This is a genomic window from Mesorhizobium sp. 10J20-29, assembly GCF_054130485.1.
Genome location: NZ_CP199156.1, coordinates 1379586 through 1405674 on the forward strand (window position 1 = coordinate 1379586; position 26089 = coordinate 1405674).

The following is a 26089-nucleotide window of genomic DNA, read 5'->3' on the forward strand; positions in this document are numbered from 1 at the left end:
CGATCCTGCCAGCGGTCGGCGGGATAAATCAAATTGCGCCGAACCAGCGAACGTCGTTCCACGGACGAATCGCAGGGAACGGACAGCGGAAATGACCGTACCCGCACCTTTGCGCGTGTTAGCATGCCACAGGAGTCCGTTCTTAGGCAGAACCGACCGGAATGGGATCGCACGTGCCAAAATCAATCGATAGCTTCAATTGCCGCCGCACTCTGAAGGTGGGCAGCGCCGAGTATGTTTACTACAATCTGATCGAGGCCGAGAAGAACGGCCTGACCGGCATCTCGCAGCTGCCCTACTCGATGAAGGTTCTGCTTGAGAACCTGTTGCGAAACGAGGATGGCCGCTCGGTCACCAAGGAAAGCATCGAGGCTGTCGCCGGCTGGCTGACCGACAAGGGCACCGCCGGTGTCGAGATCGCCTATCGCCCGGCACGCGTCCTGATGCAGGACTTCACGGGCGTGCCCGCAGTCGTCGATCTCGCGGCGATGCGCGACGCCATGGCCTCGCTGGGCGGCGATCCGCAGAAGATCAACCCGCTGGTGCCCGTCGATCTCGTCATCGACCACTCGGTCATTGTCGACGAGTTTGGCACGCCGATGGCCTTCGCGCACAACGTCGACCTCGAGTACCAGCGCAACCAGGAGCGTTACAAGTTCCTGAAATGGGGCCAGCAGGCGTTCCGCAACTTCCGCGTCGTGCCGCCCGGCACCGGAATCTGCCACCAGGTCAATCTCGAATATCTCGCCCAGACCGTATGGACGACAACCGGCGAGGACGGCGACGTCATTGCCTACCCGGACACCTGCGTCGGCACCGATTCGCACACCACCATGGTCAACGGCCTCGGCGTGCTCGGCTGGGGCGTCGGTGGCATCGAGGCGGAAGCAGCGATGCTGGGTCAGCCCGTGTCGATGCTCCTGCCCGAAGTCATCGGCTTCCGCCTGACCGGCAAGCTGACGGAGGGCGTCACCGCCACCGACCTGGTGCTCACCGTCACGCAGATGCTGCGCAAGAAGGGCGTCGTCGGCAAGTTCGTCGAATTCTACGGCCCGGGCCTGTCCAACATGACGCTCGCCGACCGCGCCACGATCGGCAACATGGCGCCCGAATACGGCGCGACCTGCGGCTTCTTCCCGGTCGATTCCGAGACCATCCGCTACCTGACCATGTCCGGCCGCGCCGAGAGCCGCATCGAACTGGTCGAGGCCTATTCCAAGGCCCAGGGCATGTGGCGCGAGAAGGATTCGCCGGAGCCTGTCTTCACCGACCTTCTCGAACTCGATCTCGGCGAGGTCGTGCCGTCCATGGCCGGGCCGAAGCGCCCCGAGGGACGCGCGGCGCTGCAGGACATCCCGTCCGGCTTCGCCAAGGCTATGGAGACCGAATACAAGAAGACGGTCGACGCCGCCGCCCGCTACAAGGTCGAGGGCGAGGATTTCGATCTCGGCCATGGCGACGTGGTGATCGCCGCCATCACCTCCTGCACCAACACATCGAATCCGAGCGTGCTGATGGCAGCCGGCCTCGTGGCGCGCAACGCCAACCGGCTCGGCCTGAAGCAGAAGCCGTGGGTGAAGACGTCACTGGCGCCCGGCAGCCAGGTCGTTGCCGAGTATCTGGAGAAGTCGGGCCTGCAGAAGGAACTCGACCAGATCGGCTTCAACCTCGTGGGCTTCGGCTGCACCACCTGCATCGGCAATTCCGGTCCGCTGCCGGCGCCGATTTCCAAGACCATCAACGACAAGGGCCTGATCGGCGCGGCCGTGCTGTCGGGCAATCGCAACTTCGAGGGCCGCGTCTCGCCGGACGTGCAGGCGAACTATCTTGCCTCGCCGCCTCTCGTCGTCGCCTATGCGCTGGCCGGGACCGTGACCCGGGACCTAACCACCGAGCCGCTCGGCGAGGACCGCGACGGCAACCCGGTCTTCCTGAAGGATATCTGGCCGTCGAGCCAGGAGATCGACGAGTTCATCGCCGAGAACGTCACGCGCGAACTCTTCGCGCGCAAATATGCCGACGTCTTCAAGGGCGACGACAACTGGAAGGCTGTCCAGATACCTGAGGGCCAGACCTACACCTGGGACAATGACTCGACCTATGTCCAGAACCCGCCCTACTTCACCGGGATGGGCAGCAAGCCGGCCGCTATCGGCCGCATCGAGGGCGCACGCATCCTTGGCCTGTTCGGCGACAAGATCACCACCGACCACATTTCGCCGGCCGGTTCGATCAAGGCCGCGTCGCCGGCCGGAAAGTACCTCACCGACCACGGCGTCGGCGTTGCCGACTTCAACCAGTACGGCACGCGCCGCGGCAATCACGAGGTGATGATGCGCGGCACCTTCGCCAACATCCGCATCCGCAATCACATGCTGGGCGAGAACGGGCGCGAGGGCGGCTACACCATCCACTATCCCTCCAAGGAAGAGATGCCGATCTACGACGCAGCCATGCAGTATCGCCAGGAAGGCGTGCCGCTGGTCATCTTTGCCGGCGTCGAATACGGCAACGGATCGTCGCGCGACTGGGCGGCCAAGGGCACCAACCTGCTCGGCGTACGCGCCGTCATTGCGCAGTCCTTCGAGCGCATCCACCGCTCGAATCTCGTCGGCATGGGCGTCGTTCCCTTCGTGCTCGACGCCGGCACCTCCTGGGCCTCGCTTGGCCTGAACGGCGACGAGACCGTAACCATCGAAGGCCTGGAGGCCATCCGCCCGCGCCAGAAGATGGTGGCGAAGATCAGCTATGCCGACGGCCGCACCGTCGACGTGCCGATCCTGTGCCGCATCGATACGGTCGACGAGCTCGAATACTTCAAGAACGGCGGCATTCTGCAATACGTGCTGCGCGATCTCGCCGCCTAGCATCCGCATCCCTGTCCGCCGGGCTCTGGCCCGGCGGTTCGGGCGGCGGGCCGGGGTTTCACCGCAACGTGACTTCCCGTTGTTCGGATGATCTGTCAATCAGGTCGGCAATCATCTGGGAGGCGGCATCGGCGGAGCCGCAATGCATATGCGTAACAGGATCTTGTTGACGGCCGCGACCTTGCTCGCCCTGTGCGCGCCATCGCTCGGCGGTGATTTCCAGAGGCCGGCCGGCGTCGTCGAACTCTTCACCAGCCAGGGCTGCAGTTCCTGCCCGCCCGCCGACCACGTGCTCGACGAGCTTGCCAGCAGCGGCGACGTCATCGCACTCGGCTACCACGTCGACTACTGGGACTATCTCGGCTGGAAGGACACGCTCGGCAGCCCCGAGAACACCAAGCGGCAGTACCAGTACGGCAAATCGCTTGGAGAGCGCTCGGTCTACACGCCGCAGGCAGTCATCAACGGCTCAAGCCATGTCAACGGCGGCAAGCGCAGCGCCGTGCTTGGCGCCATAGGCAAGACACGCGAGGCCGGCGGACTGCCGATCGGCATCGCCGTCAGCGAGGCCGGCGACAGCATCATCATCAACACCGATGCCGCGCCGAACCAGAAGGGCAATGCCCACCTCGTTCTCGTCTATTTCGACCCGCAGCACCCGGTGGTCATCCAGCGCGGCGAGAACCGGGGAAAGACCATCAACTACGCCAATCCGGTCACCGATATCCAGACTGCGGGAATGTGGCACGGCAAGGCGGCGAGTTTCGAATTCCCCAAGAGCGAGATCCTGCGCAAGGGCGGCTGCGCCGTGCTGCTGCAGTCGGTCCGCCCGGGCGGCCTGCCGGGTCCCATCCTCGGCGCAGCGATGATCGGCCAGCCAGCGAGCTGAACCGCTTTCCGGATACTAAAAAGCCGGCGCCAGCTTGCTACTGACACCGGCCATTTTGGTCTTTGGGATCGTCGCACCCGACTTCCCGAAGGAAGCCGAGGTTGGTTCGATCCGACTCAGACCCGTGGGCGGGGGGCTTGGGGTTTACGAGCCAGTGCCGGACCGAACCGTCTCAGGCAACACAAGTAAATTCGTCGGACATTGGGGCGTGAGCACGGATAAATAACGGCAGCAATGTGGCGTGACATCACCAATCAATTCAGAATGTATCTGTCGCGTGAACAGCTGGTTTGCCATTCTGCGCCGTTGCGTGATTGCATCCTCGGGTATTGCAATTGCAGCGTGAAAACGTCACCTTTGATTGTCAGGCAACTGTCATGAAAGGTCGCTGATGATGGATCGCGCCCCGGGACCGGAGGATAGGGAAGACTCCGGGATACTGATCCGCCTCCATGAGGCGCGGCGCGAACGTCAGGACCTGCCCGTTACGTTTCACCGACGCGAACTCGACCAGATCCTGCGCCTCTATGGCCGGATGGTCGCGGCCAACGAATGGCGCGACTATGCTATCGACCATCTTCAGGACCGCGCCGTATTCTCCGTCTTCCGGCGCACCTCCGAGACCCCGCTTTACCGCATCATCAAGGATCCGTCGCTCGCGCGCCGGCAGGGCGCCTGGTCGGTCGTCGCGGCTGGCGGGCAGATTCTCAAGCGCGGTCATGAGCTTGCCCGCGTCCTGAGCGTCTTCGACAAGAGCCTGAAGCTGGTCAGCGGCAGGTCCTGAACGGATCGGCTCCGCCGGCAAGCAAGCGGACTGCGACCTGCTACGCCCTCACCGGGCCCGGCTCGGCGTCAGGCGGCGTCTCCGAACCGCCATTCATCGAAAACTGCATGAACACCGTATCGAGCCAGCGCCCGTGCTTGTAGCCCGAGCCCTCCAGCCTCCCGCAATGGCGGAAACCGACGCGCGCATGCAGCCTGACTGACGGACTTTCTGGCGAACCGTCGCCTATCACCGCGATCATCTGCCGAAAGCCGAGCGCCTCGGTCTCGCCGATCAGGCGCTCGAGCAGCGACCGGCCGGTGCCGCTGCCCTTCGCCCAGGGCGCGACATAGACCGAGTTCTCGACGATGAAGCGATAGGCCGGCCGCGGCCGGAACGGCCCGGCATAGGCATAGCCGGCAATCCGTCCGGAGATTTCGGCCACCAGGTAGGGAAAGCCGCCATCAGCCAGTGTGCGGTAGCGTCTGGTCATCTCGGCGAGCGAAGGCGGTTCGAGTTCGTAGCTCGCCGTGCCGTTGAGAACCGCATCGGCATAGATCTTGGTGATCGCGTCGAGGTCCGCCGCGAACGCGGGCCGGATCTGTGTGGTGGTCATGTCGCGCTCGTCAGTGATTCACCGATCAAAGCAGCGGTCCGGCCAAAAGAAAAGGGCGGCCGCATGGGCCGCCCTCGGATTTCTGCGTGTACGGCAGCGGCTATTCGCGGTTGCCGAGGAACTGCAGCAGGAAGGTGAACAGGTTGATGAAGTCGAGGTAGAGGCGCAGCGCGCCCATGATTGCCTTGCGGCCCGAGACTTCGGAGCTGTCGCCCTCGTAGTACATTTCCTTGATCTGCTGCGTGTCGTAGGCCGTGAGGCCTGCGAAGATCAGCACGCCGATCGACGAAATGGCGAACTGCAGTGCCGACGACTGCAGGAAGATGTTGACCACCATCGCGATGATCAGGCCGAACACGCCCATGACAAGGAACGTGCCCATGCCGGTCAGGTCGCGCTTGGTCGTATAGCCCCACAGCGACAGAGCGCCGAAGGCGGCCGCGGTGATGAAGAAGGTCTGCACGATGCTCTGCGCCGTATAGACCAGGAAGATCGACGACAGCGACAGGCCCATCAGGCCGGCGAAGACCCAGAACGCGGTCTGCGCAGCGGACGTCGTCATCGAGTTGATGCGGGCGCTGAGGTAGAACACCATGCCCAGCGGAGCCAGCATGACCACCCAGCGCAGCGGCGAACCGTAAAGAGTCTGTCCGACGCTGGTGAGCATCTTGCCGTTGCCCAGTGTGGCAACTGCTGTTGCAGGGTCGTTGGTCGTCGCCAGCATAATCGTGCCAAGCGCGGCCAGGCCCGTAATGACGAGGCCCAGTGCCATCAGGTTGTAAACCTTGAGCATGTAGGCGCGCAGGCCCTCGTCGATGGACGCGTCCGCGTGGGTGCCCACGTTCACGGCGCGTGCCTGATAATTTCGAAGGTCAGCCATTGTTTCCTCTATGTTGCTTCTGTCCCGTCCGGTGTCAGGCAACCCTTGGCAGGGATTCCCGGGCGCCGCTGGCGGGACTCCAGCATGCCTGCGGCGAATATGATGCTTCTTGGTCGCCACGACAAGACCCGCAACACCCTGCAACGATGCGTGACCGGGTGAATTCGCGGTAATATTACCGCGAGATGAGCGGAATTGGCGCGCCTTCCAATGCGCGCCTGCTCGCGAGCGTCTCTGCCGGGGGCGTCGCTAGAGATTCCGCAGCACCGGCGCTGCCTTGTGGCCAAGCACCCGCCAGGTGCCGAGCAGGCCGAAGCCAACGGTGAGCACCAGGGCCGCCACGACGGTCGCCACCGCCACCTCCGGCATGAAGCTCGAGGGCAGGTTCATGATCCTTGCGACCACGAACCATGCGGCCGTACCGCCGGCAAACAGTGCAAAGACTGCCGTGGCAAGGCCGATGAGGGCGTATTCGAGCGAGAAGGCCGAAATCAGCGTTCGCCGCGTCGCGCCAAGCGTTTTCAGCACCACAGCGTCATGCACCCGGGCCCGGTTGCCTGCGGCCAGCGCACCGGAGAGCACCAGTACCGAGGCAATCAGCGCGACGCTTGCCGCGGCGCGTATGGCTGTTCCGAGCTGCGCCACGATGCGGTTCACCACATCGAGCGCGTCCTTGACCCGCACGGTCGTGACCGCCGGAAAGGCCCGCGTCACGGCATTGAGCAGGCGTGCCTCGTCGGCGACACTGGCGTCAGGGGCCGACAGCGTTGCCAGCCAGGAATGCGGCGCGCCTGCGAAGGTGTTGGGCGAAAACACCATGACGAAGTTGATGCCCATGGATTCCCACTTCACCTGCCGGAAATTGGCGATGCGCGCGGTCAGGTTGCGGCCGAGGACGTTGACGGTGATGGTGTCGCCGAGCTTCAGGCCGAGTTCGCCAGCCTCCTCGGCAGAGAACGAGACCAGCGGCTCGCCGGCATAGTCCTGCGGCCACCAGGTACCGGCCGACAGGGTTGCATTGTCCGGCTGCTGTGCCTCGTAGGTCAGGCCGCGATCGCCGCGCAGCACCCAGCCCCCCTCGGCCGGGATCTCGATCTTCCGCAGGTCGACCCCGTTGAGTTCGACGATACGGCCGCGCAGCATCGGCACGCGCACGAGCTTGCCGGCTGGCGCCTCCCTGGCAATGAAGTCGGCGAAATTCTCGACTTCGGTGCTCTGGATGTCGACGAAGAAGAAGTTGGGCGCGCGTTCCGGCAGGCTGCCCGAGATCTGCTGCCTGAGGTTTCCGTCGATCAGCGCCAGCGTCACCAGAAGCGTCAGCCCAAGCCCGAGCGACAGCACGACCGAGGGTGTCAGGACGCCGGGCCGGTGAATGTTGCCGATCGCCAGCCGAAGCGCCACGAAGCGCACGCGCGGGCTCTTGCGCGCCAGCATCTGCACCAGCTGGCCGACGAGGCGCAGCACCAAGAAGGAAAATACCACACCGCCAACGAAAATGGCGGCGATGCGACGGTCGCCGGAAAACCAGATGGCAAGGCCGGCGAGCAGCAATGCCAGCACCGCCACCGCCAGCATGTAGACGCGCCTCGGCAATCGCCCCGATTGCACGCCCAGTTCGCGAAACAGCGCGGTTGCCGGAATGTCGCGCGCCCGGCCCAGTGGCAGGAGCGCGAACAACAGCGTCACCAGCAGGCCGAACAGCGCCGCCATGCCGAGTGCGTCGGGGTAGAGTCCCCCTTCGACTGGTACCGGAATGACCGAAGACAGTGCAGCCGTCGCTGCAAACGGCATTATCGCGCCGAGTACGAGCCCGATCACGATGCCGATGCCGGCGATGATCAGTATCTGCACGAGATAGACGCTGACGACGAAGCCGCCCGACGCGCCGAGGCTCTTGAAAGTGGCGATGACGCCGAGCTTGCCCTCGAGATAGGCGCGCACCGCGTTTCCAACGCCGACCCCGCCGACGACCAGGGCGGTGAGACCGACCAGAGTCAGGAACTGCGAAAAGCGTTCGATGTTGGCCGATAGCGATGGCGCGGCATTGAGGCGCGTGCGGATGCTCCACCCGGCCTGCGGAAACTGTTCGGCCGCCTGGTCGCGCACTGCCGCCAGCGCGGCCTCGGAAGGATTTCCCGGCAGCCGCGCCTTGTAGGCGTATTCGACAAGACTGCCCGGCTGCACCAGCCCCGAAGCCGTCAGCCCTTCCAGCGAAACCAGGAGCCGCGGCGCGAAGCCGAAGCCTTCCGACGCGGCATCGGGCTCAGTGACCAGCCTGGCACGCAGTTCGAAGGTCGCCGTGCCGAGCCTGACGTGGGCTCCGGGCTCGATACCGAGCCGCTCGAACATCAGGTCGGGAGCCGCGGCGCCGAAGATGCCGTTCCTTTCGCCGAACAGTTCGTCACGTGGCAGCGCAGGCTCCGTCACCAGCGCGCCGAAAAGCGGATAGAGGCCGTCGACCGCCTTCACTTCCGCCAGCGTCTGGTCGGAGCCGTCTTCCAGCCGCACCATGGATCGCATGCTGGCGCTCTCCGCCACCGTGCCGAGCCCATCAAGAAAGGTCTTCTCTTCGGCAGATGCCTGCCGTTGGTTGAGCTCGAAACGAATGTCGCCGCCGAGCAGCACCTGGCCCTCATTGGCGACGCCGGCAGTGATCGAGCGTGCGACCGAATTGACGCCGCCGATCGCCGCGACGCCGAGCGCAATGCAGGTCAGGAAGATCATGAAGCCCGACAACCCGCCGCGCATCTCGCGCAGCGAGAAGCGGACGGCCAGTTGCAGCGTTCGCGCCGGCGACATCAGGCCGGAACTGCCAGCGCGGGTGCAGCCTCGATTCGTCCCGAACGCATCGCAACCTGGCGCGCACAGCGCCCCGCCAGCGACGGGTCATGCGTCACCAGCACCAGCGTCATGCCGCGCTCTGTCGCCTTCGCGAACAGAAGGTCGGCGATCTGCCGGCCGGTCGCCTGATCGAGATTGCCGGTCGGCTCGTCGGCGATCAGCAGGCGCGGATTTGGCGCCAGCGCCCGCGCGATGGCGACGCGCTGCTGCTCGCCGCCCGACAGTTCGCCCGGATAGTGCGTCACGCGCTCGGCCAGCCCGACGGAAGCGAGTTCCGCCGACGCCGCCCCGAAGGGGTCGTCATGCCCGGCAAGCTCCAGCGGCACGGCGACGTTCTCCAGCGCTGTCATGTTGGGGATCAGGTGGAACGACTGGAACACGATGCCGATCGTGCGGCCCCTGAACGCCGCAACCGCATCCTCCGACTTGCCGTTCAGCAACTCGCCGGCGATCCGTACCGTTCCCGAATCGACTCTTTCCAGTCCGGCCAAGACCATCAGCAATGTCGATTTTCCCGAACCGGATGGGCCGACGATGCCGGTAGCCTCTCCCTGTGCCACATCGAGGCTGACGCCTTTCAGCACGTGCACTGACGACGCGCCCTCGCCAAGGGTCAGCGACACGTCCTTCAACTGGATGACGGGTTCTGTCACGGAAAATCTGTCCTATATGGGGAGTGGAGGGCGGAAACTGTTTCCGTCATATGGGCTTTGCGGCATGGCATTCAATTTTTTCGCGCGACTGGTCGCCAGTCTGTTTCTCGCGGCATCGCTGCTTTCGGCGTCGGCATCGGCAGAGCCCTACAAAATCGTCGGCTTCGGTGACAGCCTGATGGCCGGTTATGGGCTCGACGCCGGCCAGAGCTTCCCCGAAAAGCTTGAAAAAGCCCTGCGCGAGCGGGGTCACGATGTCGTGATCGTCAATGCCGGCGTTTCCGGCGACACCACCAGCGGCGGACTGGCGCGACTCGACTGGTCGATCCCGGATGGAACGCAGCTCGTCATCCTGGAACTCGGAGCCAACGACATGCTGCGCGGCGTGGCGCCCGCTTTGACGCGCAAGAACCTCGACGCAATGATCTCGCGGCTGCGCGAGCGCAAGATCGACGTCCTGCTGGCCGGCATGCTTGCAGCACCCAATCTGGGGCCCGAATACCAGTCGGCCTTCGATACGATCTTTCCCGCGCTGGCCGCCGAATACGGGGTGCCGCTTTATCCCTTCTTTCTCGACGGCGTGGCGGGGCAGCCGCAATTTCTGCTCGACGACGGCATGCATCCCAATGCGGCGGGCGTCGACCGGATGGTGGCGCGAGCGGTGCCCGCCATCGAAAAGCTGCTGCCCGCGGCGCCGGCAGACCCGACGTGAGACGAAAAATCTTACGCCGCGTAATCGCGTCGCCCGTGTGCAGCAGCGAAAAAAATCCGCTTGCCCCCCGGGGTGATCGGTGATTCGTTGAGTTTCAAGAGTACGATTCGAGGAAGGGAACCTGGCCATGCCGCGTCTTTTCACCGCCCTCGAAATTCCGCGTGACGCAGCACTTTCACTCTCGTTGCTGCGCGGTGGGCTCCCCGGCGCACGCTGGATGGACGTCGAAAACTACCACATGACGCTGCGCTTCATCGGCGACATCGAAGGCCACGTGGCCGACGAAATCGCCGGTGCGCTCGACCGCGTCAGGCGACCGTCCTTCTCCCTGACCCTTTCCGGCGTCGGCGCCTTCGGTTCCAAGAAGCCGCATTCCGTCTATGCCGGCACCGCAGCTTCGCCCGATCTCAATGCCCTTCAGGGCGAGATCGACCGAATCTGCCAGCGCCTCGGCATCGCGCCAGACCCGCGCAAGTTCACGCCGCATGTCACGCTCGCACGGCTCAGGCACTCGAACCCCATCGATGTCGCGCACTATCTCTCGGCACGCGGCAACTTTGCCGCGGCACCCTTCCGGGTCGGCCGCTTCGTGCTGATGTCGTCGCGCGATTCGGTCGGCGGCGGGCCCTACGTGATCGAGGAAACCTGGCCCCTGGCGGGTGCCGACAACCGCGCCCCGAGCCTGTCGGCAACCGCCTCCGAGGCGACCCGGATCATGCGATAGACCTCGTCGAACCCGTTCGCGCCGCCGAAATAGGGATCGGGCACCTCGATATCTCCGCGTCCCGCGAAGTCGAGGAACAGGTGAACGCGGTCCGTGCCGTCCTGCGGGGCCATGGCGCGCAGCAGCTCGACATTGGAGTGGTCCATGCCGAGGATCAGCTCGAAGCGAGAAAAGTCTTCCGGGCGGACCTTTCTCGCCCTCTGGCCGGAAATGTCGATACCGTTCCTGGCCGCAATGGCGACCGAGCGCGGGTCGGGTGCCGATCCGGCATGCCAGGCGCCCGTCCCCGCCGAATCGATGTCGACCCCCTCCGCCATGCCCTTTGCGGACAGCACGGCGCGCAGCACGCCCTCGGCGAGCGGAGACCGGCAGATATTGCCGAGGCAGACAAAAAGGATAGATGGCTTGGGCATGGCGGCCAGAATGCTGCCATGATCGGCAGCCGACAAGATGGAGAATGGCATGGCTAGGGAAAAGATGGACCGACAGGCCGTCGCGGCGGCGATGGCAGAGCTTGATGGCTGGGCGCTTGCCGAGGACGCAGCTTCGATCAGCCGCACCTTCACCTTCCGCAATTTCAGCGAGGCCTTCGCCTTCATGACCCGCAGCGCGCTTGCCGCGGAAAAGCTCGACCATCATCCCGACTGGTCGAATGTCTACAAGACCGTCGAAGTGAAGCTGAACACGCACGACGCCGGCGGCCTGACCGCGCTCGACTTCGACCTCGCCCGCATGATGAATCGCTTTGCCGGCACGTAGGCGGGTCTTGCAGTCAGGCAATTGATTTCCCACATCTTCTTGCAAGGAGAAGAGCGATGGCCGCAGACAACGCATCGGACAGCACCAGAGGGACGACGGAGCAGGGCGCCGGCGAGGCCGACCTGCGCCAGAAATTCTGGCGCACCGCGCGCAAGGCTGGCCGGCAGGTCCCGTTCATGGACGAGGTGGTCGCCGCCTATTACTGCGCGCTCGACGGCAACACGCCATTTCGCGCCAAGGCCATTCTGCTTGCCGCGCTCGGTTATTTCGTGCTGCCCACCGACAGCATTCCCGACATCATTCTTGGCTTCGGCTTCACGGACGACATCGCGGTGCTGACGGCCGCGATAAGCGCCGTTCGCGCCCACATCACGCCGGCCCACCGCCTTGCCGCGAGGCAGGCGCTGGAAGAGGCCTGACCACGCAGGTCAAACTCTTGCCGCTTTCCTGCCATTGGGTTGCCCGCGGGATACGGCGCGGATTCGTCCCTGGGGGCTTGCGCGTCGTCGTGGCGTTGGCGGATGATGGAGCAGGAATGCTCTTGGGCAAAAGTTCATCATTTGGTAACCCAGATTAAATCAAAGTGAACCAAATCGGCGCGCTGCGCCCCCGGCATGTATTGTGGCCGGCGGAAACGACAGGAAAACGGTAGGACGATGCGGGGATTCATCTCGATACTCTTCGGCTTGGCGCTCGTTGCGACGGCGGGCTCGGCCTTCGCTCAGTCGGCCAAGAAGATGGCCGAGCACGGCGATTGGGCGACCTACAGCTATCAGGCGCAGAACGGCAAGGTCTGCTACGTGCTGACCGTGCCCAAGCCGAAATCCATGCAGCCAGCGACGCTCGACCATGGCGACATGTTCTTCTTCGTCAGCCAGCGGCCGGGCCAGGCCGTCTCCTTCGAGCCGCAGTTCATCGCAGGCTATGAACTCAAGGACGGTTCCAAGGTGCAGGTCACGATCGGCGACAAGAAGTTCTCGATGTTCACCAAGGGCAAGTCGGCCTGGGTCGAGAACGCCGCCGAAGAGCCGCAGCTCATCGCCGCCATGAAGGCCGGCGCCGACATGGAGGTTCAGGCGCGCTCGGGCCGCGACAACCCGACCAGCTACACCTTCTCGCTGCGCGGCATCACCGCCGCTCTCAACTCCATTTCCAGCTGCAAGTAAGTCCAGCCCGTCAGACCGCGTCGCCCACACCCTCTGACACCGGCTTCGATTCGGCGCGCTTGCGGCGCAGCTGGTCGGCGATGATCAACCGCGACATGGCGTGGTAAAGCGGCTCGCGTGAGATCATCCGCGCCGTGCCGTAGCCAAGCATCGAGGCGCACATCAGCGGAATCACGTTGTCATGGTTGCCCGTCATCTCGAGGATGATGACGAAGGCGGTCATCGGAGCCTGGACGACGCCGGCGAAGTAACCCGCCATCCCGAGCAGTGCCGCCAGCCCGATATCGGCGCCGAGCAGCAGCCCGAGCGTGCTGCCGATGCCGGCGCCGACCGACAGCGACGGTGCGAATATGCCGCCCGGAATGCCCGAAACCATCGAGATCAGCCCGGCGGCAAATTTCTCCGCGAAGAAAAACCAGGGCAGCGCGTTTCCCTCGATGGCACTGCGTGCTTGGTCGTAACCCGTGCCGAAGGTCTGGCCGCCCGACACCAGGCCGATGGCCGCCACCGCCAGTCCGCAGATGCCGGCAAAGGCAAGCGTGCGCCTGAGCGGGTCGGGTTGCAGCCAGCGCCGCAAACGCCGGATCGCACGCAGTGCCGCCCAGCTGAAGAAGGCCCCCATGCCGCCGCCAACGATGCCGCAGGCGCCGACGAGCAACCACTCGGCGCCGGTGCTGACACGCGCGTCGGTGATGCCGAAATAGGTGTAGTTGCCGACCAGACCGATCGCGGCCAGGCCTGCGAGAATCACCGCCGACAGCACGATGCCGTTGGTGCGCGACTGGTAGCTGCGCCCCATTTCCTCGATGGCGAAGACGATTCCGGCAAGCGGCGTGTTGAAGGCCGCTGCGATGCCGGCCGCGGAACCGGCGAGAATGAGCCCGCGCGCATGCGCCATGCCTCCCCAGCGCGCCGCCTGCAGCATCAGCGACGCACCGACCTGCACGGTCGGCCCTTCTCGGCCGATTGAGGCTCCCGACGCGAGACCGATCACGGTGAGCAGGATCTTGCCGACAACAAGCTTGAGCGACAGGATGTGGCTGCGGTCCGCGTCGTCGCGCAAAACACGCGCCGCGATCGCCTGCGGAATGCCGCTGCCCTGCGACCCCGGAAACCAGCTGTGGGCGAGCCATGCGCACAGCACGAAGCCGGCGGGCGTGATGAGCAATGGCAGGGCCGAGCGCCAGCCCTCGCCGCTGGTGACGCCGTGGAACAGGAACTGCGCTTCGTCGGCCAGGTAGGCAAACAGCACGCTGATCAGGCCGATGCCGACGGCGCCCGCCCAGAAGACGAGCCGCGGCTGCCATACGCGCCGCTTGGTCAGCATGATGCGCGACCGGCGCAGCACCGGGAAATTCTTTTCTATGCCCACGAACCTGCTCTTCCGGTCTTCTGCCCCAGTGTTTTCATCAAGGTTTTTCGGCGCCGCCTGTCAACCGCCGCGCGTGACGCAACCCCTGCATCATGCTATGTGCGCGCAAAACGTCGACAATCCGACCCGATCCACCCATATGACCGAGCCATGACCCTATCGATCAACCTCGCCGACACGGCCACGCGCGATGCGCTCAGGGCTGCAGCTCCGGGCGCCGGCAAGGCTTCCCTGATCGGCCTGACGCGCGCCGAGATCGGCGAAGCCCTTGTGGCCGCCGGCATCGTGCCGGAACGCCAGGCCAAGATGCGCGCACAGCAGCTCTGGCACTGGCTCTATGTGCGCGGGGTCTCCGACTTCGCTCACATGTTCAACATTTCCAAGGATCTGCGCGGCCAGCTGGCGGAGCATTTCGACATTGCGCGCCCCGAAATCGTCGAGGAGCAGATTTCCTCCGACGGCACGCGCAAATGGCTGTTCCGCTTTCCGCCGCGCGGCGCCGGACGCCCCGTCGAGATCGAGACCGTCTACATTCCCGAGGCCGGCCGCGGCACGCTCTGCATTTCGAGTCAAGTCGGCTGTACCCTGACCTGCTCCTTCTGCCACACCGGCACGCAGAAGCTGGTGCGCAACCTGACCGCCGAGGAAATCCTGACCCAGTTGATGACGGCGCGCGACCGGCTCGGCGATTTTCCCGACCGCGACACGCCCGACGGCGCCATCGTGCCGGCCGAGGGGCGCAAGATCTCCAACATCGTCATGATGGGCATGGGCGAGCCGCTCTACAATTTCGAGGCGGTCAAGAAAGCGCTGCTGATTGCATCCGATGGCGACGGCCTGTCCTTGTCGAAACGGCGCATCACGCTGTCCACTTCCGGCGTGGTCCCGGAGATCTATCGCACCGGCGAGGAGATCGGCGTCATGCTCGCCATTTCGCTGCACGCCACCAACGACGACCTCCGCGACATGCTGGTGCCGATCAACAAGAAGTATCCGCTCAAGGACCTGATCGCAGCCTGCCGCGCCTATCCCGGCCTGTCCAATGCCCGCCGCATCACATTCGAGTATGTGATGCTCAAGGACGTCAATGACAGCCTGGCCGACGCCAGGGAACTGGTGAAGCTGCTCAAGGGCATCCCGGCCAAGATCAACCTGATCCCGTTCAACCCCTGGCCCGGCACCAACTACCAGTGCTCCGACTGGGAGACAATCGAGAAGTTCTCCGACTACATCAATGCGGCCGGCTACGCATCGCCGATCCGCACACCGCGTGGCCGCGACATTCTCGCAGCCTGTGGCCAGCTCAAATCCGAGTCCGAACGCATGAAGAAGTCCGACCGCCTGGCGCTGGAGGCGATGATGATTGCGGGCCATGGCGAGGCCTGATGGCTGCCGTCTTCATCTATCTCCTGCGGTTTCTCTTCATCATAATCGGCTACGCCACGGCCGCCCTCGCTGCCAGCCTGTTCCTCAATCTGCTTGTGGTGAGCGCGATTGAATTCGGGCAGGACGAGCCGCTGCCGGCAGCTCTCGGATCGATGTTGTTCGCCGTTCCGCTCGTCGCGCTCTGGATTGCCTACATCGCCTTCGTCCCGGCGATGCTGGCCATCCTGCTTGGCGAAATCATGGGCAAGCGCGACTGGCTGTTCTACGCCCTGACCGGCGCCGTCGCCGCCGCGGTCGTCATCGGCTTGATGACCGGCATGGCCGAGGCCGGCCATGACATGACCGCCGATCCGGGCTTCGCGCTCGCCATCATCGCCAGTGGCATCTTCGGCGGCATGGCCTACTGGCTGGTGGCCGGCCGCAGTGCCGGCAACTGGCGAGGGCGCGACGCTACTTTGCCTGGGCCGTCAGGATCTTGAGGGCGAAGGCCGAGAACACGCCGGCAAACAGATAGTCGACCGCGCGGGTTATGCGCGGATTGCGCACCATGGCTGACGAAAAGCGTTCCGCGGCCAGCACCATCGGAGCCGTTACCGGAACCGATACCAGCACGAACATTGCGCCGAGGAAGAACAGCTTGCCCGGCGCGTCCGGATCGTGCGGCGAGACGAACTGCGGCAGGAAGGTCATGAAGAAAAGGATGATCTTCGGGTTGAGCAGGTTGACGCCCAGCCCCGTCGAAAAGCTCCTCACCATGGAAAGCCTGGCCCCGCTCTTCTTTGCCGGCTTGAAAGCCGAGCCGTAGCGGATGGCCTGGTAGGCCAGGAACACCAAGTAGCCTGCGCCGAAAATCTTCAGCACCAGAAAGGCGGCCGGCGAGGCCACGATCAGCGCCGAGACGCCGACCACCACCAGTGTCGTATGCACCAGCGTCCCCGTCAGCGCGCCGGCCATCGAGGCAAATCCGGCGGCGCGGCCCTGATTCAATGCCCGGCTGACGAACAGCGTCATGTCTGGACCCGGCGTGATCGCCAGGATGACCGAGGCGATGGCGAACTGGATCAGGATCGGCATGCTGGGAATGAAGGACATGGCTGGCTCTCGACGCGATCCGCCTCAGATACGCCAAACACCGTCGTCCCGCTAGTGGACCGAAGCCCGCGACTTGCTGCGTCGCAGTATTCGATTTCGCATTGCAATATAGCGTCGGGCAATTGGTTGACCAATTTGCCGTTCTGGCGCCACTATCGCAGTTTGCGCCGGACTTCGCCGATCATACTAAAGTCTAAAGGCACGGATTGGCAGCTGGAAGCCTTGTATTCCGCGGGTTGCCCGCACGGTGCATCAAATCATTACACGCTTGCAACATAGCGCTTCCTGCATATGCTGTCCCAGCTGAATAAATTAAAAAAAGATGCAACTGGGAGGTACACAATGACCAAGGATCCGATTTCACGCCGCAGATTCCTGAAGACATCTGCGCTGGGCGGCACCGTTGCCGCCGGCGCAACGCTTGCTGCCCCCGCCGTTCTGGCTCAGGCACCCATCGTGCTGAAGATGCAGTCCTCATGGCCGTCATCCGACGTCTTCCAGGAAATGGCCGCGCAATATGTCGAGCGCGTCGAGGCCATGTCCGGCGGGCGGCTCAAGATCGACCTACTGCCGGCCGGCGCTGTCGTCGCCGCCTTTGCGGTGCAGGACGCATGCCATGACGGCCTGATCGACTGCGCGCACACCGTGCCGGTCTACTGGTACGGCAAGAACAAGGCCGCGTCCCTGTTCGGCACCGGTCCGGTCTTCGGCGCCGACGCCAACCAGATGATCGCCTGGCTCTACCATGGCGGCGGCTACGACTATTATCGCGAACTGACCCAGGACGTGCTGGGCCTCAACATCGTCGGCTACCTGAGTTTCGGCATGCCGGCCCAGCCGCTCGGCTGGTTCAAGAACGAGATCACCGATGCCAGCCAGATCGCCGGCCTGAAATACCGCACCGTCGGTCTGGCCGCCGACCTGTTCCAGTCGATGGGCGCCTCCGTCGCACAGTTGCCCGGCGGCGAGATCGTGCCCGCCATGGAGCGCGGCGTCATCGACGCGTTCGAGTTCAACAACCCGACTTCCGACATGCGCTTCGGTGCGCAGGACGTCGCCAAGAACTACATGCTGGCGTCCTACCATCAGGCTTCCGAGTCCTTCGAGTACATCTTCAACAAGGACAAGTTCGAGAGCCTCGACCCGGATCTCCAGGCCATTCTGAAGTATGGAGTCGAATCGGCCCATCTCGCCAACTTCGCCATGGCCATGAACCAGTATTCGTCGGATCTGGAGAAGCTGCAGAAGGAGAACGGCGTCAACGTGAAGCGGACGCCGGATTCGGTCCTCCAGTCGCAGCTCGACGCTTGGGACAAGATCCTGCCGCCGCTGATGGAAGACCCGCTCTTCGCCAAGATCGTCGACAGCCAGAAGGCATGGTGCGAGCGCGTGGTGTTCTACAGCCTGCAGAACGCCCCGGACTACAAGCTGGCCTATCAGCACTACTTCCCGAACAAGATCTGACGGTGTTCGTCGCCGTGGACACGGCATGGGAATAAGTCACAGGCGGGGCCGCAACGGCCCCGCCTGAATCTGCTGCGGCGCGCGCAGAGACGGGCTGGTTATGGAAAGCTACATTCGCTTCGCCGACAAGCTGTCGGCTTGGTTCGGCAAGGTGTTCGCCTGGTGCGTCATGGTGATGACGTTCGGCGTCGCCTATGAGGTGTTCGTCCGCTACGCGCTCAACTCGCCGACGCCCTGGGCCTTCGACCTGTCCTACATGATGTACGGAACGATGTTCATGATGGCCGGCGCCTACACGCTGTCGCGAGACGGTCATGTGCGCGGCGACTTCGTGTACCGGCTGTTGAAGCCGCAAACTCAGGCCAAGCTGGAGTTCGTTCTCTATTTTCTCTTCTTCTTTCCGGGCGTCATCGCGCTGGTCATCTCCGGCTGGCGCTACGCCGGCCGGTCATGGCGCTACCTCGAGGTCAGCGTGATGAGCCCTGCCAACATTCCGATCTACCAGTTCAAGACGGTCATCATCGCAGCCGGCATTCTCTTGGTGCTCCAGGGCATCGCCCAGGTGTTTCGCTGTGTCATCACCATGCGCACCGGCGTCTGGCCGACACCCGACGACGATGTCGAGGAACTGGAGGCCGTTCTGCAGCGCGAAGGCGCAGCTGCTCTCAAGCATGGCTCTGAAGCCATCGACGTCGTACGGCCGAAGGGACAAGCCTGATGACCGACCCGCAAATCGCGATCTTCATGCTCGGCCTGTTCATTTTCGTGATCATGCTGGGCTTCCCGATCGCCTTCACCCTGATGGCGATGGGCATCGGCTTTGGCTACTACGCCTATTTCGACATCGACCGCATGCGGCACATCTTCGACAACCGCATCTTCGACCTGTTCGTCAACCAGACCTATTCGGTAATGGCCAACGACGTGCTGACGGCGATCCCGCTGTTCCTGTTCATGGGTTACATCGTCGAGCGGGCCAACATCGTCGACCGGCTGTTCGAGACGCTCAGCATCGCCTCGCGCCGGGTTCCAGGCTCCATGGCGGTGGCAGCGCTGATCACCTGTGCCCTGTTCGCCACCGCGACAGGCATCGTCGGCGCCGTCGTGACCCTGATGGGCCTGCTCGCTTTGCCGGCCATGCTCAAGGCGGGCTATGACGAGCGCTTCGCCTCCGGCGTCATCTGCGCCGGCGGCACGCTCGGCATCCTCATCCCGCCATCGATCATGCTGATCGTCTATGCGGCCGCGTCCGGCGTTTCCATCGTGCGGCTCTATGCCGGCGCGCTGCTGCCGGGCTTCCTGCTCGCCGGCATGTATCTGATCTACATCGTCGGCCGCGCCATGCTGCAGCCAAAGCTGGCGCCGAAACCGGTCGAACCCGAGGTGCCTATTCCCGGCACCCGGCTTGCCTGGATGCTGCTGACGTCGTTCTTCCCCCTGGCGATCCTGATCCTCTCCGTGCTCGGCGCAATCCTGTTCGGCCTTGCCACGCCATCGGAGGCAGCGTCGATCGGCGCGCTTGGCGGCCTCGTTCTCGCCGCCGCCTATCGCGCCCTGACCTGGAAGCGGCTACAGGAATCCGTCTATCTGACCGTCCGCACAACGGCGATGGTCTGCTGGCTCTTCGTCGGTTCCTGGACCTTCTCGTCGGTCTTCTCCTATCTCGGCGGCGAGCAGGTGGTGCGCGAATTCGTCGTCGGCCTCGACATGACGCCGCTGCAGTTCCTGCTGCTCGCACAGCTCATCATCTTCCTGCTCGGCTGGCCGCTCGAATGGTCGGAGATCATCATCATCTTCGTGCCGATCTTCCTGCCGCTGCTGCCGCTCTTCGACATCGACCCGCTGTTCTTCGGCATCCTGATCGCGCTCAACCTGCAGACCTCGTTCCTGACCCCGCCGATGGCGATGTCGGCCTACTACCTGAAGGGGATAGCGCCACCGCATGTGCGGCTGACGCAGATCTTTGCCGGTTCGCTGCCCTACGTGGCCATGGTCTTCATCACCATGATCGTCCTCTATGTCTTCCCCGACATCGCCTACTGGCTGCCGAGGCTGTTCTATGGCCGATAGGAGTCCGCAATGATCGTCGACCGCATCATGGCGCTGGCCGCGCTGGTCCTGTTTGCCGTTTTCCTTGGCATCGTCGCCCTGACGGTCAAGCGGGTCGATCTCTTCGCCGCCTGCGCCGTGGGCCTTGGGCTTGCCGGCTACGATATCTACCGGCAACTGTTCCGCGGCCGCTTCTAGCGGCCGCCCGGATGCGGGCGGCACCTTGCCCGATGGCGCTTTCCTGCTATTAGTGCGCCCGATTTCAACCGGCGCCGAGAAGGCGCCGACAGCGGGTGGCCGGCAAGCACAATGACCAAGTGGAAAGACGTCAAGAAAGTCGTCCTCGCCTATTCAGGCGGGCTCGACACCTCCATCATCCTGAAGTGGCTGCAGACCGAACTCGGCGCCGAAGTGGTGACCTTCACCGCTGACCTCGGCCAGGGCGGCGAGCTCGAACCGGCGCGCCGCAAGGCCGAGATGATGGGCATCAAGGACATCCGCGTGATGGACCTGCGCGAGGAATTCGTGTCGGATTTCGTTTTCCCGATGTTCCGCGCCAATGCCGTCTATGAAGGCACCTACCTGCTCGGCACATCGATCGCGCGACCGCTGATCTCCAAGCACCTCGTGGACATCGCCCGCGAGACCGGCGCCGACGCCATCGCCCATGGCGCCACCGGCAAGGGCAACGATCAGGTCCGCTTCGAACTCTCGGCCTATGCGCTCAATCCCGACATCAAGGTCATCGCGCCGTGGCGCGACTGGACCTTCAAGTCGCGCACCGATCTCATCAATTTCGCCGAGCAGCACCAGATCCCGGTTCCCAAGGACAAGCAGGGCGAGGCCCCCTTCTCGGTCGACGCCAACCTCCTGCACTCCTCCTCGGAGGGCAAGGTGCTCGAGGATCCGTGGGTCGAACCGCCGGAATTCGTCCACCAGCGCAGCGTCTCGCCGCTGGACGCCCCCGATGCGGTGACCGAGATCACGCTCGAATTCGCCAAGGGCGATCCTGTCGCGCTGAACGGCAAGAAGCTGTCGCCGGCAACGCTGCTTGCCGCGCTGAACGACCTTGGCCGCGACAATGGCATCGGCCGCCTCGACCTCGTGGAAAACCGCTTCGTCGGCATGAAGTCGCGCGGCGTCTACGAGACGCCAGGCGGCACCATCCTTCTCGCCGCCCACCGCGCGATGGAATCGATCACGCTCGACCGAGGCGCCGCGCATCTCAAGGATGAGTTCATGCCGCGCTATGCCGAACTCATCTACAACGGCTTCTGGTATTCGCCCGAGCGCGAGATGCTGCAGGCAATGATCGACAAGAGCCAAGAAGACGTCGAGGGCGAGGTTCGCCTCAAGCTCTACAAGGGCAACGTCATCGTCACCGGCCGCCGCTCGCCTAAATCGCTCTACTCCGACGCGCTGGTCACATTCGAGGACGATCGCGGCGCCTACGACCAGAAGGATGCCGAGGGCTTCATTCGCCTGAACGGCCTCAGGCTGCGCACCCTGGCCGCGCGCAAGCGACAGGGCTGAACCCCTCCATGGAACGGAAATGGCCCGGCGCTGTGCCGGGCCTTTTTCTTTTCAGGCTATGGATTATCAGCCGTCGATGGCCGCGGCCATGCGCGCGATGGCCTGCTGATAAACGCTCGCCGAGTTCCATCCGGCGATCGCGCCCATGTTGCCGTCGTAGCCGACACCCGGCCGCCAGCCATGCGCCCTCAGGAAATTGGCGGTGGACGCCAGCGCCGTCGCCTTGTCGCGCAGGTTCTTGTTGCCCACGCCGTAGTTCAGCACATTGCCTGGCAGGAACTGGGTGTGGCCAATCTCGCCATGCGCGGCGCCGACCGACTTGGGGCTGAGCGCCCCGCGGTCGACCAGGATCAGCGCGGCTACCGCATGCGGTTCGAAGAACGCCGGACGCCGGCAGTCATAGGCCAGTGTGAGGATCGCCGAGACGGTATTCTGCTTGCCCATGAAGGAGCCGAATCCCGTCTCCATGCCCCAGATGGCGAGGATCACGCCGGGCGGCACGCCGTAGGTGCGTTCGATCTTGTTGAAGAGCGCGGCATTCGACTGCTTGAGCTTGCGGCCCTTGGCGATGATGGTGTTGGCGCCACGGCGCTGCATGAAGGATTCGACCGAGCCGCTGAAGGCCTTGTGGATGGCGCGATCGACCTTGATGGTGGCGGTGGCGTAGGAGGCGCCGGCAAGTGCCGACAGGCCCTTCTTCTTCACCCCGGAGGCCTTGGCCACGCCGGCGAATTCAGCCTTCCACTGCTCGAACCCGGCTGCGTCGTTACCGCACGAGGCGGCCTGCGCCGCGCCTGTCAGCAAGCCGGCGACGGCGACGCCCACAGCCGCGATCATCTTTAGCTTGGCAAAATATGCCATGATGTTCTCCTGAGTTGCCTGATCCACCTTCCCCCGCTCGGGATGCTCGCCAGCAAAGGTGTAAAACTTACGGTAGGATGAACAGCGAACAACCGTGATCCCTGCTGCGAATGCCCAAAAAGCGGCGGCCGATCAAGCTTTTGTTGCGTCGAAACGGCAATAATGCGGCGTTGTTGCCGCTCTTGTGATCGGCAGGACACTGTTTGCGGCGCTTCCTCCTGACCGGATCGCCGGGCGCGCATCGGCCCGCGGAACCCGAGACCCCGCTCGCCGTTGCTGCGTCTCACCACAATCGCCGGACCTCGCCATGAAACTGTTTTCCTGCCCTAACTGTAGTGCCCGCCTCTATTTCGAGAATGCGCAATGCCTGAACTGCGGCAAGCTCGTGATCTATGATCCCGACGCCAGTGCATTCGTGCTGTCGGGCGGGTCGCACCCGCCCTGCGTCAACGCGACCGAGTGCGCCTGCAACTGGACGGCCGAACCGAACGGCCGGTTCTGCCGTGCCTGCGCGCTGAACAAGACCATTCCCGATCTGAACATCGACGGAAACCGTGACCGCTGGATCAGGGTCGAGGCGGCCAAGCGGCGCGCCATTTATTCGCTGCTCGCCTTCGGCTTGCCGGTCGGTCCGAAGGCCCGGCCGGACGACGAAAACGGCCTGGCGTTCGACTTTCTCGCCGACCCGATGCACGGCGACGAGCCGAGCGGCGAGCACGTGCTGACCGGCCACGACAGCGGCCTGATAACGCTCAACGTCGCCGAGGCCGATTCCGCCCGGCGCGAGGAGTTGCGAACCGAAATGGGCGAGAACTATCGCACCCTGCTCGGCCATTTCCGCCACGAGCTCGGCCACTATTACTGGGACCGGCTGGTTCGCGACGACGCCGGCTGGCTGCAGCGCTTCCGAGATGTCTTCGGCGACGAGACGGTCAACTACGAGGACGCCTTGAAGCGTCATTACCGGAATGGCGCGCCGCCGGACTGGGAAAGCCGCCACATCTCCGCCTATGCCGCGAGCCATCCCTGGGAGGACTGGGCCGAGACCTTCGCCCACTACCTGCACATCACCGACACCCTGGAGATGGTCCGGGCGCTCGATCTTCCCCTCGACCGGTTGGACACCGGCGGTCTGCCGGCCGGCAAGGCGCCACAGCCAGGCGACGAGGCCCGTCCTGGACCGGGCGCGGAGTTCGACCGCATGCTGGCGCGCTGGCTGGTGCTTTCCGAAGCCTCGAACTCGCTCAACCGCTGCATGGGTCTGCCCGACCTTTACCCGTTCGTCATCTCTCCCGTCACGGCAAGGAAGCTCGCCTTCACCCATGACCTCTTGTCCCGTCGACCGGCTGAGACCGCCTGAAACAAATCGTCACGACGCGCCCGATGGTCGGCCGGAACGCAATGGCTCCGTCGTCGTTCTTGGGCCGAGGGACAACAAGGAGTACTGACATGAACAAGAAACTGTTCGTATCGACTGCGGCGGCCGGGCTTCTCGCCTTTTCAGGCGCCGCTTTCGCAGAAGTCGCCGTTTCGGCGACCACCGATCTGAACCTGCGCGCCGGTCCCGGCCCGCAGCACAAGATCATCGGCACGATCGGCGCCGGCCAGTCGGCAGACCTCAATGGCTGCCTCGAAGACAGCAAGTGGTGCGTCGTCGCCTATGACGGCGTCGAAGGCTGGGTCTATTCGGATTACCTGACAAGCGATTTCGACGGCAACCAGGTCGTGCTCACGCAGCGCCCGCTCAATTCGGGTGTCGCGGTCGTACCGCCGCCCGCCGATGTTGACGGCGGCGCGACCGGCGCGGTTACCGGCGGTGTCACCGGCGCGGTTGCCGGCGCCCTGATCGCCGGCCCGGTCGGCGCGATCGTCGGCGGCGGCGCGGGCGTGGTCGCGGGCGGTGCCGCGGGCACCATCATCGATCCGCCGGAACAGGTCCGCACCTATGTCACCTCCAATGAGGTCGAGCCTGTCTACCTGGATGGCGAGGTTGTCGTTGGCGCGGGTCTGCCCGAGACCGTCGAACTTCGCCCCATCCCGGACTACGAGTACCAGTACGTCTATGTGAACGGCCAGCCCGTGCTGGTGGAGCCGTCGTCGCGCAGGATCGTCTACGTCATGCGCTAAAAGGGAAAGCCGCCGGGTTCGCCCGGCGGCTTTTTCATCTTCCCGAAACGATATTGCACCCACAGCCCTTGACGCACCGCCCTCCGACGAAGCCTATCCGGTGGAATGGAAGAGGGACCTATGACCAGCTCAGCCTTTGAACGTTACCGCCAGGCATCGGCCGCCAGGTCCAGCCTCCCATGGCTCCTTGCTGGCAGCCTGATCGTCGCGATCTGCTGGTTGCTCGCGACCGGCGCGGTGATCTACGGCGGCGCCTACCTCTACGCCTATGTCGGCCCGATCTTCGGCCCCGAACCGCTGACTTTCGACCAGGGCGGCTTCACAAGTCGCTTCCTTGCGTCGCCGATCGGCGTCATTTCAACCCTTCTCACCTTCGCCGGCGTCTGGCTCGGCGTCTGGGTCGCCATGCGGTTTCTGCATCGCGAGCCCGTCAGCCGCCTCTTCGGCGCCGGCCTTCGCCTGTCTCGCCCGGGCTTCGTCAACGGCCTCATTGCGGTGCTCTTCACCTCGGCACTGACCGAGATCGGCTTCTACCTGCTTGCCCCTGAAATCCACCGCGGCTCGGTGAGCCTGGGCGTATGGTTCGTCGTCTTCGTGCCGGTCGTCCTCCTCGCCTTCATCCAGACCTCGTCGGAGGAAATCCTGTTCCGCGGCTATCTTCTGCGCGGCCTGGCGGCGCGGTTTCGCAGCCCGCTCGTCTGGGCGGTCCTGCCCACGCTGCTCTTCACCCTGCTGCACTGGAATGCCGGATCGATACCCGCCATGAATATCGGTGTGCTGGTCTCGATCGGCGGCTTTGCAGCCCTTCTTGTCGCGCTGGTCTATGCCACCGGCAACCTCGGCGCCGCCATGGGCGCGCATCTCGGCAACAACCTGATCGGCTTCCTCTTCATCTCGCACGAGAATGCGCTCAGCCCCTTCGCGCTCTATCGCGGCGCGACGCTGGCTGAACTGCCCTGGACGGCAGGTCAGGCCGTGGCCATCGTCGGCATGAGCATTGTCTCCATCCTGATTACGCTGGGACTGCTCCTCCATCCGCGCTCGCCGCTCAAGGTAGGCCCCGACACGGCGCCGTCCGGTGATCGGGTTGCAGCCTCAGCACCGCAATCTTGACTCTTGCGGCAATTTCCTGTCTACAGCCGCCAATTCCGCGACGAGTAGAACACTCCGAGCAGCCGACCGGGACGCCGACGCTCTTTCAGGGCTGACGCCGTAAACAGATCCCGGAGGCCAACACCCGGCAGCGCAGTGCGCCCCCGGGTGCTTTTTGGCTTTGGCTCATGCTCTGGGTTTCATCACAGGCGCGAAAGCACTACCTCTCGGGCATCGCAGCGA

The 26089-nt window shown here is 64.2% G+C and carries 26 protein-coding genes; 18 read left to right on the plus strand and 8 right to left on the minus strand.

All coding sequences use genetic code 11. From position 1 onward, the window contains the following. The first annotated feature begins 161 nt into the window (after positions 1-161). The 3 genes from acnA (at position 162) to ACT2BZ_RS06635 (ending at position 4540) form a co-directional block, all read left to right on the plus strand. Positions 162-2867, plus strand: a complete 2706-nt coding sequence (gene acnA, locus ACT2BZ_RS06625; protein ID WP_457940053.1) for an aconitate hydratase AcnA — start codon at positions 162-164, stop codon at positions 2865-2867. A gap of 148 nt (positions 2868-3015) precedes the next feature. Continuing rightward, positions 3016-3756 carry a DUF1223 domain-containing protein gene (locus ACT2BZ_RS06630; protein WP_457940054.1) on the plus strand — a complete coding sequence of 247 codons (741 nt, stop codon included), beginning with the start codon at positions 3016-3018 and terminating at the stop codon, positions 3754-3756. Positions 3757-4147: 391 nt separating this feature from the next. Beyond that, on the plus strand, positions 4148-4540 hold the full coding sequence (locus tag ACT2BZ_RS06635) for a DUF2794 domain-containing protein (protein ID WP_457940055.1): 393 nt from the start codon (positions 4148-4150) through the stop codon (positions 4538-4540). 40 nt (positions 4541-4580) lie between these two features. On the opposite strand, the gene ACT2BZ_RS06640 is transcribed toward ACT2BZ_RS06635, so the two are convergent. The 4 genes from ACT2BZ_RS06640 to ACT2BZ_RS06655 form a co-directional block, all read right to left on the minus strand. Continuing rightward, positions 4581-5135: an N-acetyltransferase family protein gene (locus ACT2BZ_RS06640; protein ID WP_457940056.1), complete on the minus strand. Its 555-nt coding sequence runs from the start codon at positions 5133-5135 to the stop codon at positions 4581-4583. A 100-nt stretch (positions 5136-5235) separates the two neighbouring features. Then, positions 5236-6015 carry a Bax inhibitor-1/YccA family protein gene (locus ACT2BZ_RS06645; protein ID WP_457940057.1) on the minus strand — a complete coding sequence of 260 codons (780 nt, stop codon included), beginning with the start codon at positions 6013-6015 and terminating at the stop codon, positions 5236-5238. Positions 6016-6264: 249 nt separating this feature from the next. After that, positions 6265-8814 (minus strand): ABC transporter permease, encoded by a 2550-nt coding sequence (locus ACT2BZ_RS06650; RefSeq protein WP_457940058.1) that lies wholly within the window; start codon positions 8812-8814, stop codon positions 6265-6267. Continuing rightward, complete coding sequence (locus ACT2BZ_RS06655) at positions 8814-9509, minus strand: ABC transporter ATP-binding protein (RefSeq protein ID WP_457940059.1); 696 nt, start codon at positions 9507-9509, stop codon at positions 8814-8816. Before ACT2BZ_RS06655 ends, ACT2BZ_RS06650 begins: the two co-directional genes overlap by 1 nt. Positions 9510-9573: 64 nt before the next feature. Between ACT2BZ_RS06655 and ACT2BZ_RS06660 the strand changes: the two genes are divergently transcribed. Both ACT2BZ_RS06660 and thpR read left to right on the plus strand, forming a co-directional pair. After that, complete coding sequence (locus ACT2BZ_RS06660) at positions 9574-10221, plus strand: arylesterase (RefSeq protein WP_457940060.1); 648 nt, start codon at positions 9574-9576, stop codon at positions 10219-10221. 127 nt (positions 10222-10348) lie between these two features. Next, a complete protein-coding gene (thpR, locus tag ACT2BZ_RS06665; RefSeq protein ID WP_457940061.1) occupies positions 10349-10945 on the plus strand; it encodes an RNA 2',3'-cyclic phosphodiesterase in 597 nt (198 codons plus the stop codon). Here thpR and ACT2BZ_RS06670 read toward each other — a convergent pair. Next, positions 10849-11367, minus strand: coding sequence for a low molecular weight protein-tyrosine-phosphatase (locus tag ACT2BZ_RS06670; protein ID WP_457941240.1), 519 nt, complete (start codon positions 11365-11367; stop codon positions 10849-10851). The two genes, thpR and ACT2BZ_RS06670, sit on opposite strands and share 97 nt — an antisense overlap. Before the next feature lie 40 nt (positions 11368-11407). Here ACT2BZ_RS06670 and ACT2BZ_RS06675 point away from each other — a divergent pair, with 40 nt between their 5' ends. The 3 genes from ACT2BZ_RS06675 to ACT2BZ_RS06685 all read left to right on the plus strand — a co-directional run bounded on the left by ACT2BZ_RS06675 (position 11408) and on the right by ACT2BZ_RS06685 (position 12870). Further along, on the plus strand, positions 11408-11704 hold the full coding sequence (locus ACT2BZ_RS06675; protein WP_457940062.1) for a 4a-hydroxytetrahydrobiopterin dehydratase: 297 nt from the start codon (positions 11408-11410) through the stop codon (positions 11702-11704). Between the two features lie 56 nt (positions 11705-11760). Then, entirely contained in the window at positions 11761-12123 is a 363-nt protein-coding gene (locus tag ACT2BZ_RS06680) for a YkvA family protein (RefSeq protein ID WP_457940063.1), read from the plus strand. Positions 12124-12360: 237 nt separating this feature from the next. Further along, a complete protein-coding gene (locus ACT2BZ_RS06685; RefSeq protein ID WP_457940064.1) occupies positions 12361-12870 on the plus strand; it encodes an invasion associated locus B family protein in 510 nt (169 codons plus the stop codon). Positions 12871-12880: 10 nt separating this feature from the next. On the opposite strand, the gene ACT2BZ_RS06690 is transcribed toward ACT2BZ_RS06685, so the two are convergent. Then, on the minus strand, positions 12881-14197 hold the full coding sequence (locus tag ACT2BZ_RS06690) for a chloride channel protein (protein ID WP_457941241.1): 1317 nt from the start codon (positions 14195-14197) through the stop codon (positions 12881-12883). A gap of 195 nt (positions 14198-14392) precedes the next feature. Here ACT2BZ_RS06690 and rlmN point away from each other — a divergent pair, with 195 nt between their 5' ends. Both rlmN and ACT2BZ_RS06700 read left to right on the plus strand, forming a co-directional pair. Then, positions 14393-15628, plus strand: a complete 1236-nt coding sequence (gene rlmN / locus ACT2BZ_RS06695; RefSeq protein ID WP_457940065.1) for a 23S rRNA (adenine(2503)-C(2))-methyltransferase RlmN — start codon at positions 14393-14395, stop codon at positions 15626-15628. Continuing rightward, complete coding sequence (locus ACT2BZ_RS06700; RefSeq protein WP_457940066.1) at positions 15628-16107, plus strand: hypothetical protein; 480 nt, start codon at positions 15628-15630, stop codon at positions 16105-16107. Before rlmN ends, ACT2BZ_RS06700 begins: the two co-directional genes overlap by 1 nt. Here ACT2BZ_RS06700 and ACT2BZ_RS06705 read toward each other — a convergent pair. Continuing rightward, positions 16079-16720 carry a LysE family translocator gene (locus tag ACT2BZ_RS06705; RefSeq protein ID WP_457940067.1) on the minus strand — a complete coding sequence of 214 codons (642 nt, stop codon included), beginning with the start codon at positions 16718-16720 and terminating at the stop codon, positions 16079-16081. The genes ACT2BZ_RS06700 and ACT2BZ_RS06705 overlap by 29 nt on opposite strands. A gap of 342 nt (positions 16721-17062) precedes the next feature. Between ACT2BZ_RS06705 and ACT2BZ_RS06710 the strand changes: the two genes are divergently transcribed. The 5 genes from ACT2BZ_RS06710 (at position 17063) to ACT2BZ_RS06730 (ending at position 21766) form a co-directional block, all read left to right on the plus strand. Further along, a complete protein-coding gene (locus ACT2BZ_RS06710) occupies positions 17063-18184 on the plus strand; it encodes a TRAP transporter substrate-binding protein (protein WP_457940068.1) in 1122 nt (373 codons plus the stop codon). 100 nt (positions 18185-18284) lie between these two features. Beyond that, positions 18285-18902, plus strand: coding sequence for a TRAP transporter small permease subunit (locus tag ACT2BZ_RS06715; protein WP_457940069.1), 618 nt, complete (start codon positions 18285-18287; stop codon positions 18900-18902). Continuing rightward, positions 18902-20254, plus strand: a complete 1353-nt coding sequence (locus ACT2BZ_RS06720) for a TRAP transporter large permease (RefSeq protein ID WP_457940070.1) — start codon at positions 18902-18904, stop codon at positions 20252-20254. Before ACT2BZ_RS06715 ends, ACT2BZ_RS06720 begins: the two co-directional genes overlap by 1 nt. A 9-nt stretch (positions 20255-20263) precedes the next feature. Then, on the plus strand, positions 20264-20431 hold the full coding sequence (locus ACT2BZ_RS06725; RefSeq protein WP_457940071.1) for a hypothetical protein: 168 nt from the start codon (positions 20264-20266) through the stop codon (positions 20429-20431). A 111-nt stretch (positions 20432-20542) separates the two neighbouring features. Beyond that, entirely contained in the window at positions 20543-21766 is a 1224-nt protein-coding gene (locus ACT2BZ_RS06730) for an argininosuccinate synthase (protein WP_457940072.1), read from the plus strand. 66 nt (positions 21767-21832) lie between these two features. Here ACT2BZ_RS06730 and ACT2BZ_RS06735 read toward each other — a convergent pair whose 3' ends face one another. Next, positions 21833-22627, minus strand: coding sequence for a lytic murein transglycosylase (locus ACT2BZ_RS06735; RefSeq protein WP_457940073.1), 795 nt, complete (start codon positions 22625-22627; stop codon positions 21833-21835). A 307-nt stretch (positions 22628-22934) separates the two neighbouring features. On the opposite strand from ACT2BZ_RS06735, the gene ACT2BZ_RS06740 reads away from it, so the two are divergent. The 3 genes from ACT2BZ_RS06740 (at position 22935) to ACT2BZ_RS06750 (ending at position 25867) form a co-directional block, all read left to right on the plus strand. Further along, on the plus strand, positions 22935-23987 hold the full coding sequence (locus ACT2BZ_RS06740) for a zinc-binding metallopeptidase family protein (RefSeq protein ID WP_457940074.1): 1053 nt from the start codon (positions 22935-22937) through the stop codon (positions 23985-23987). Between the two features lie 89 nt (positions 23988-24076). Further along, complete coding sequence (locus ACT2BZ_RS06745; protein WP_457940075.1) at positions 24077-24754, plus strand: DUF1236 domain-containing protein; 678 nt, start codon at positions 24077-24079, stop codon at positions 24752-24754. 120 nt (positions 24755-24874) lie between these two features. Further along, positions 24875-25867: a CPBP family intramembrane glutamic endopeptidase gene (locus ACT2BZ_RS06750; RefSeq protein ID WP_457940076.1), complete on the plus strand. Its 993-nt coding sequence runs from the start codon at positions 24875-24877 to the stop codon at positions 25865-25867. The last annotated feature ends 222 nt before the right edge of the window (positions 25868-26089 follow it).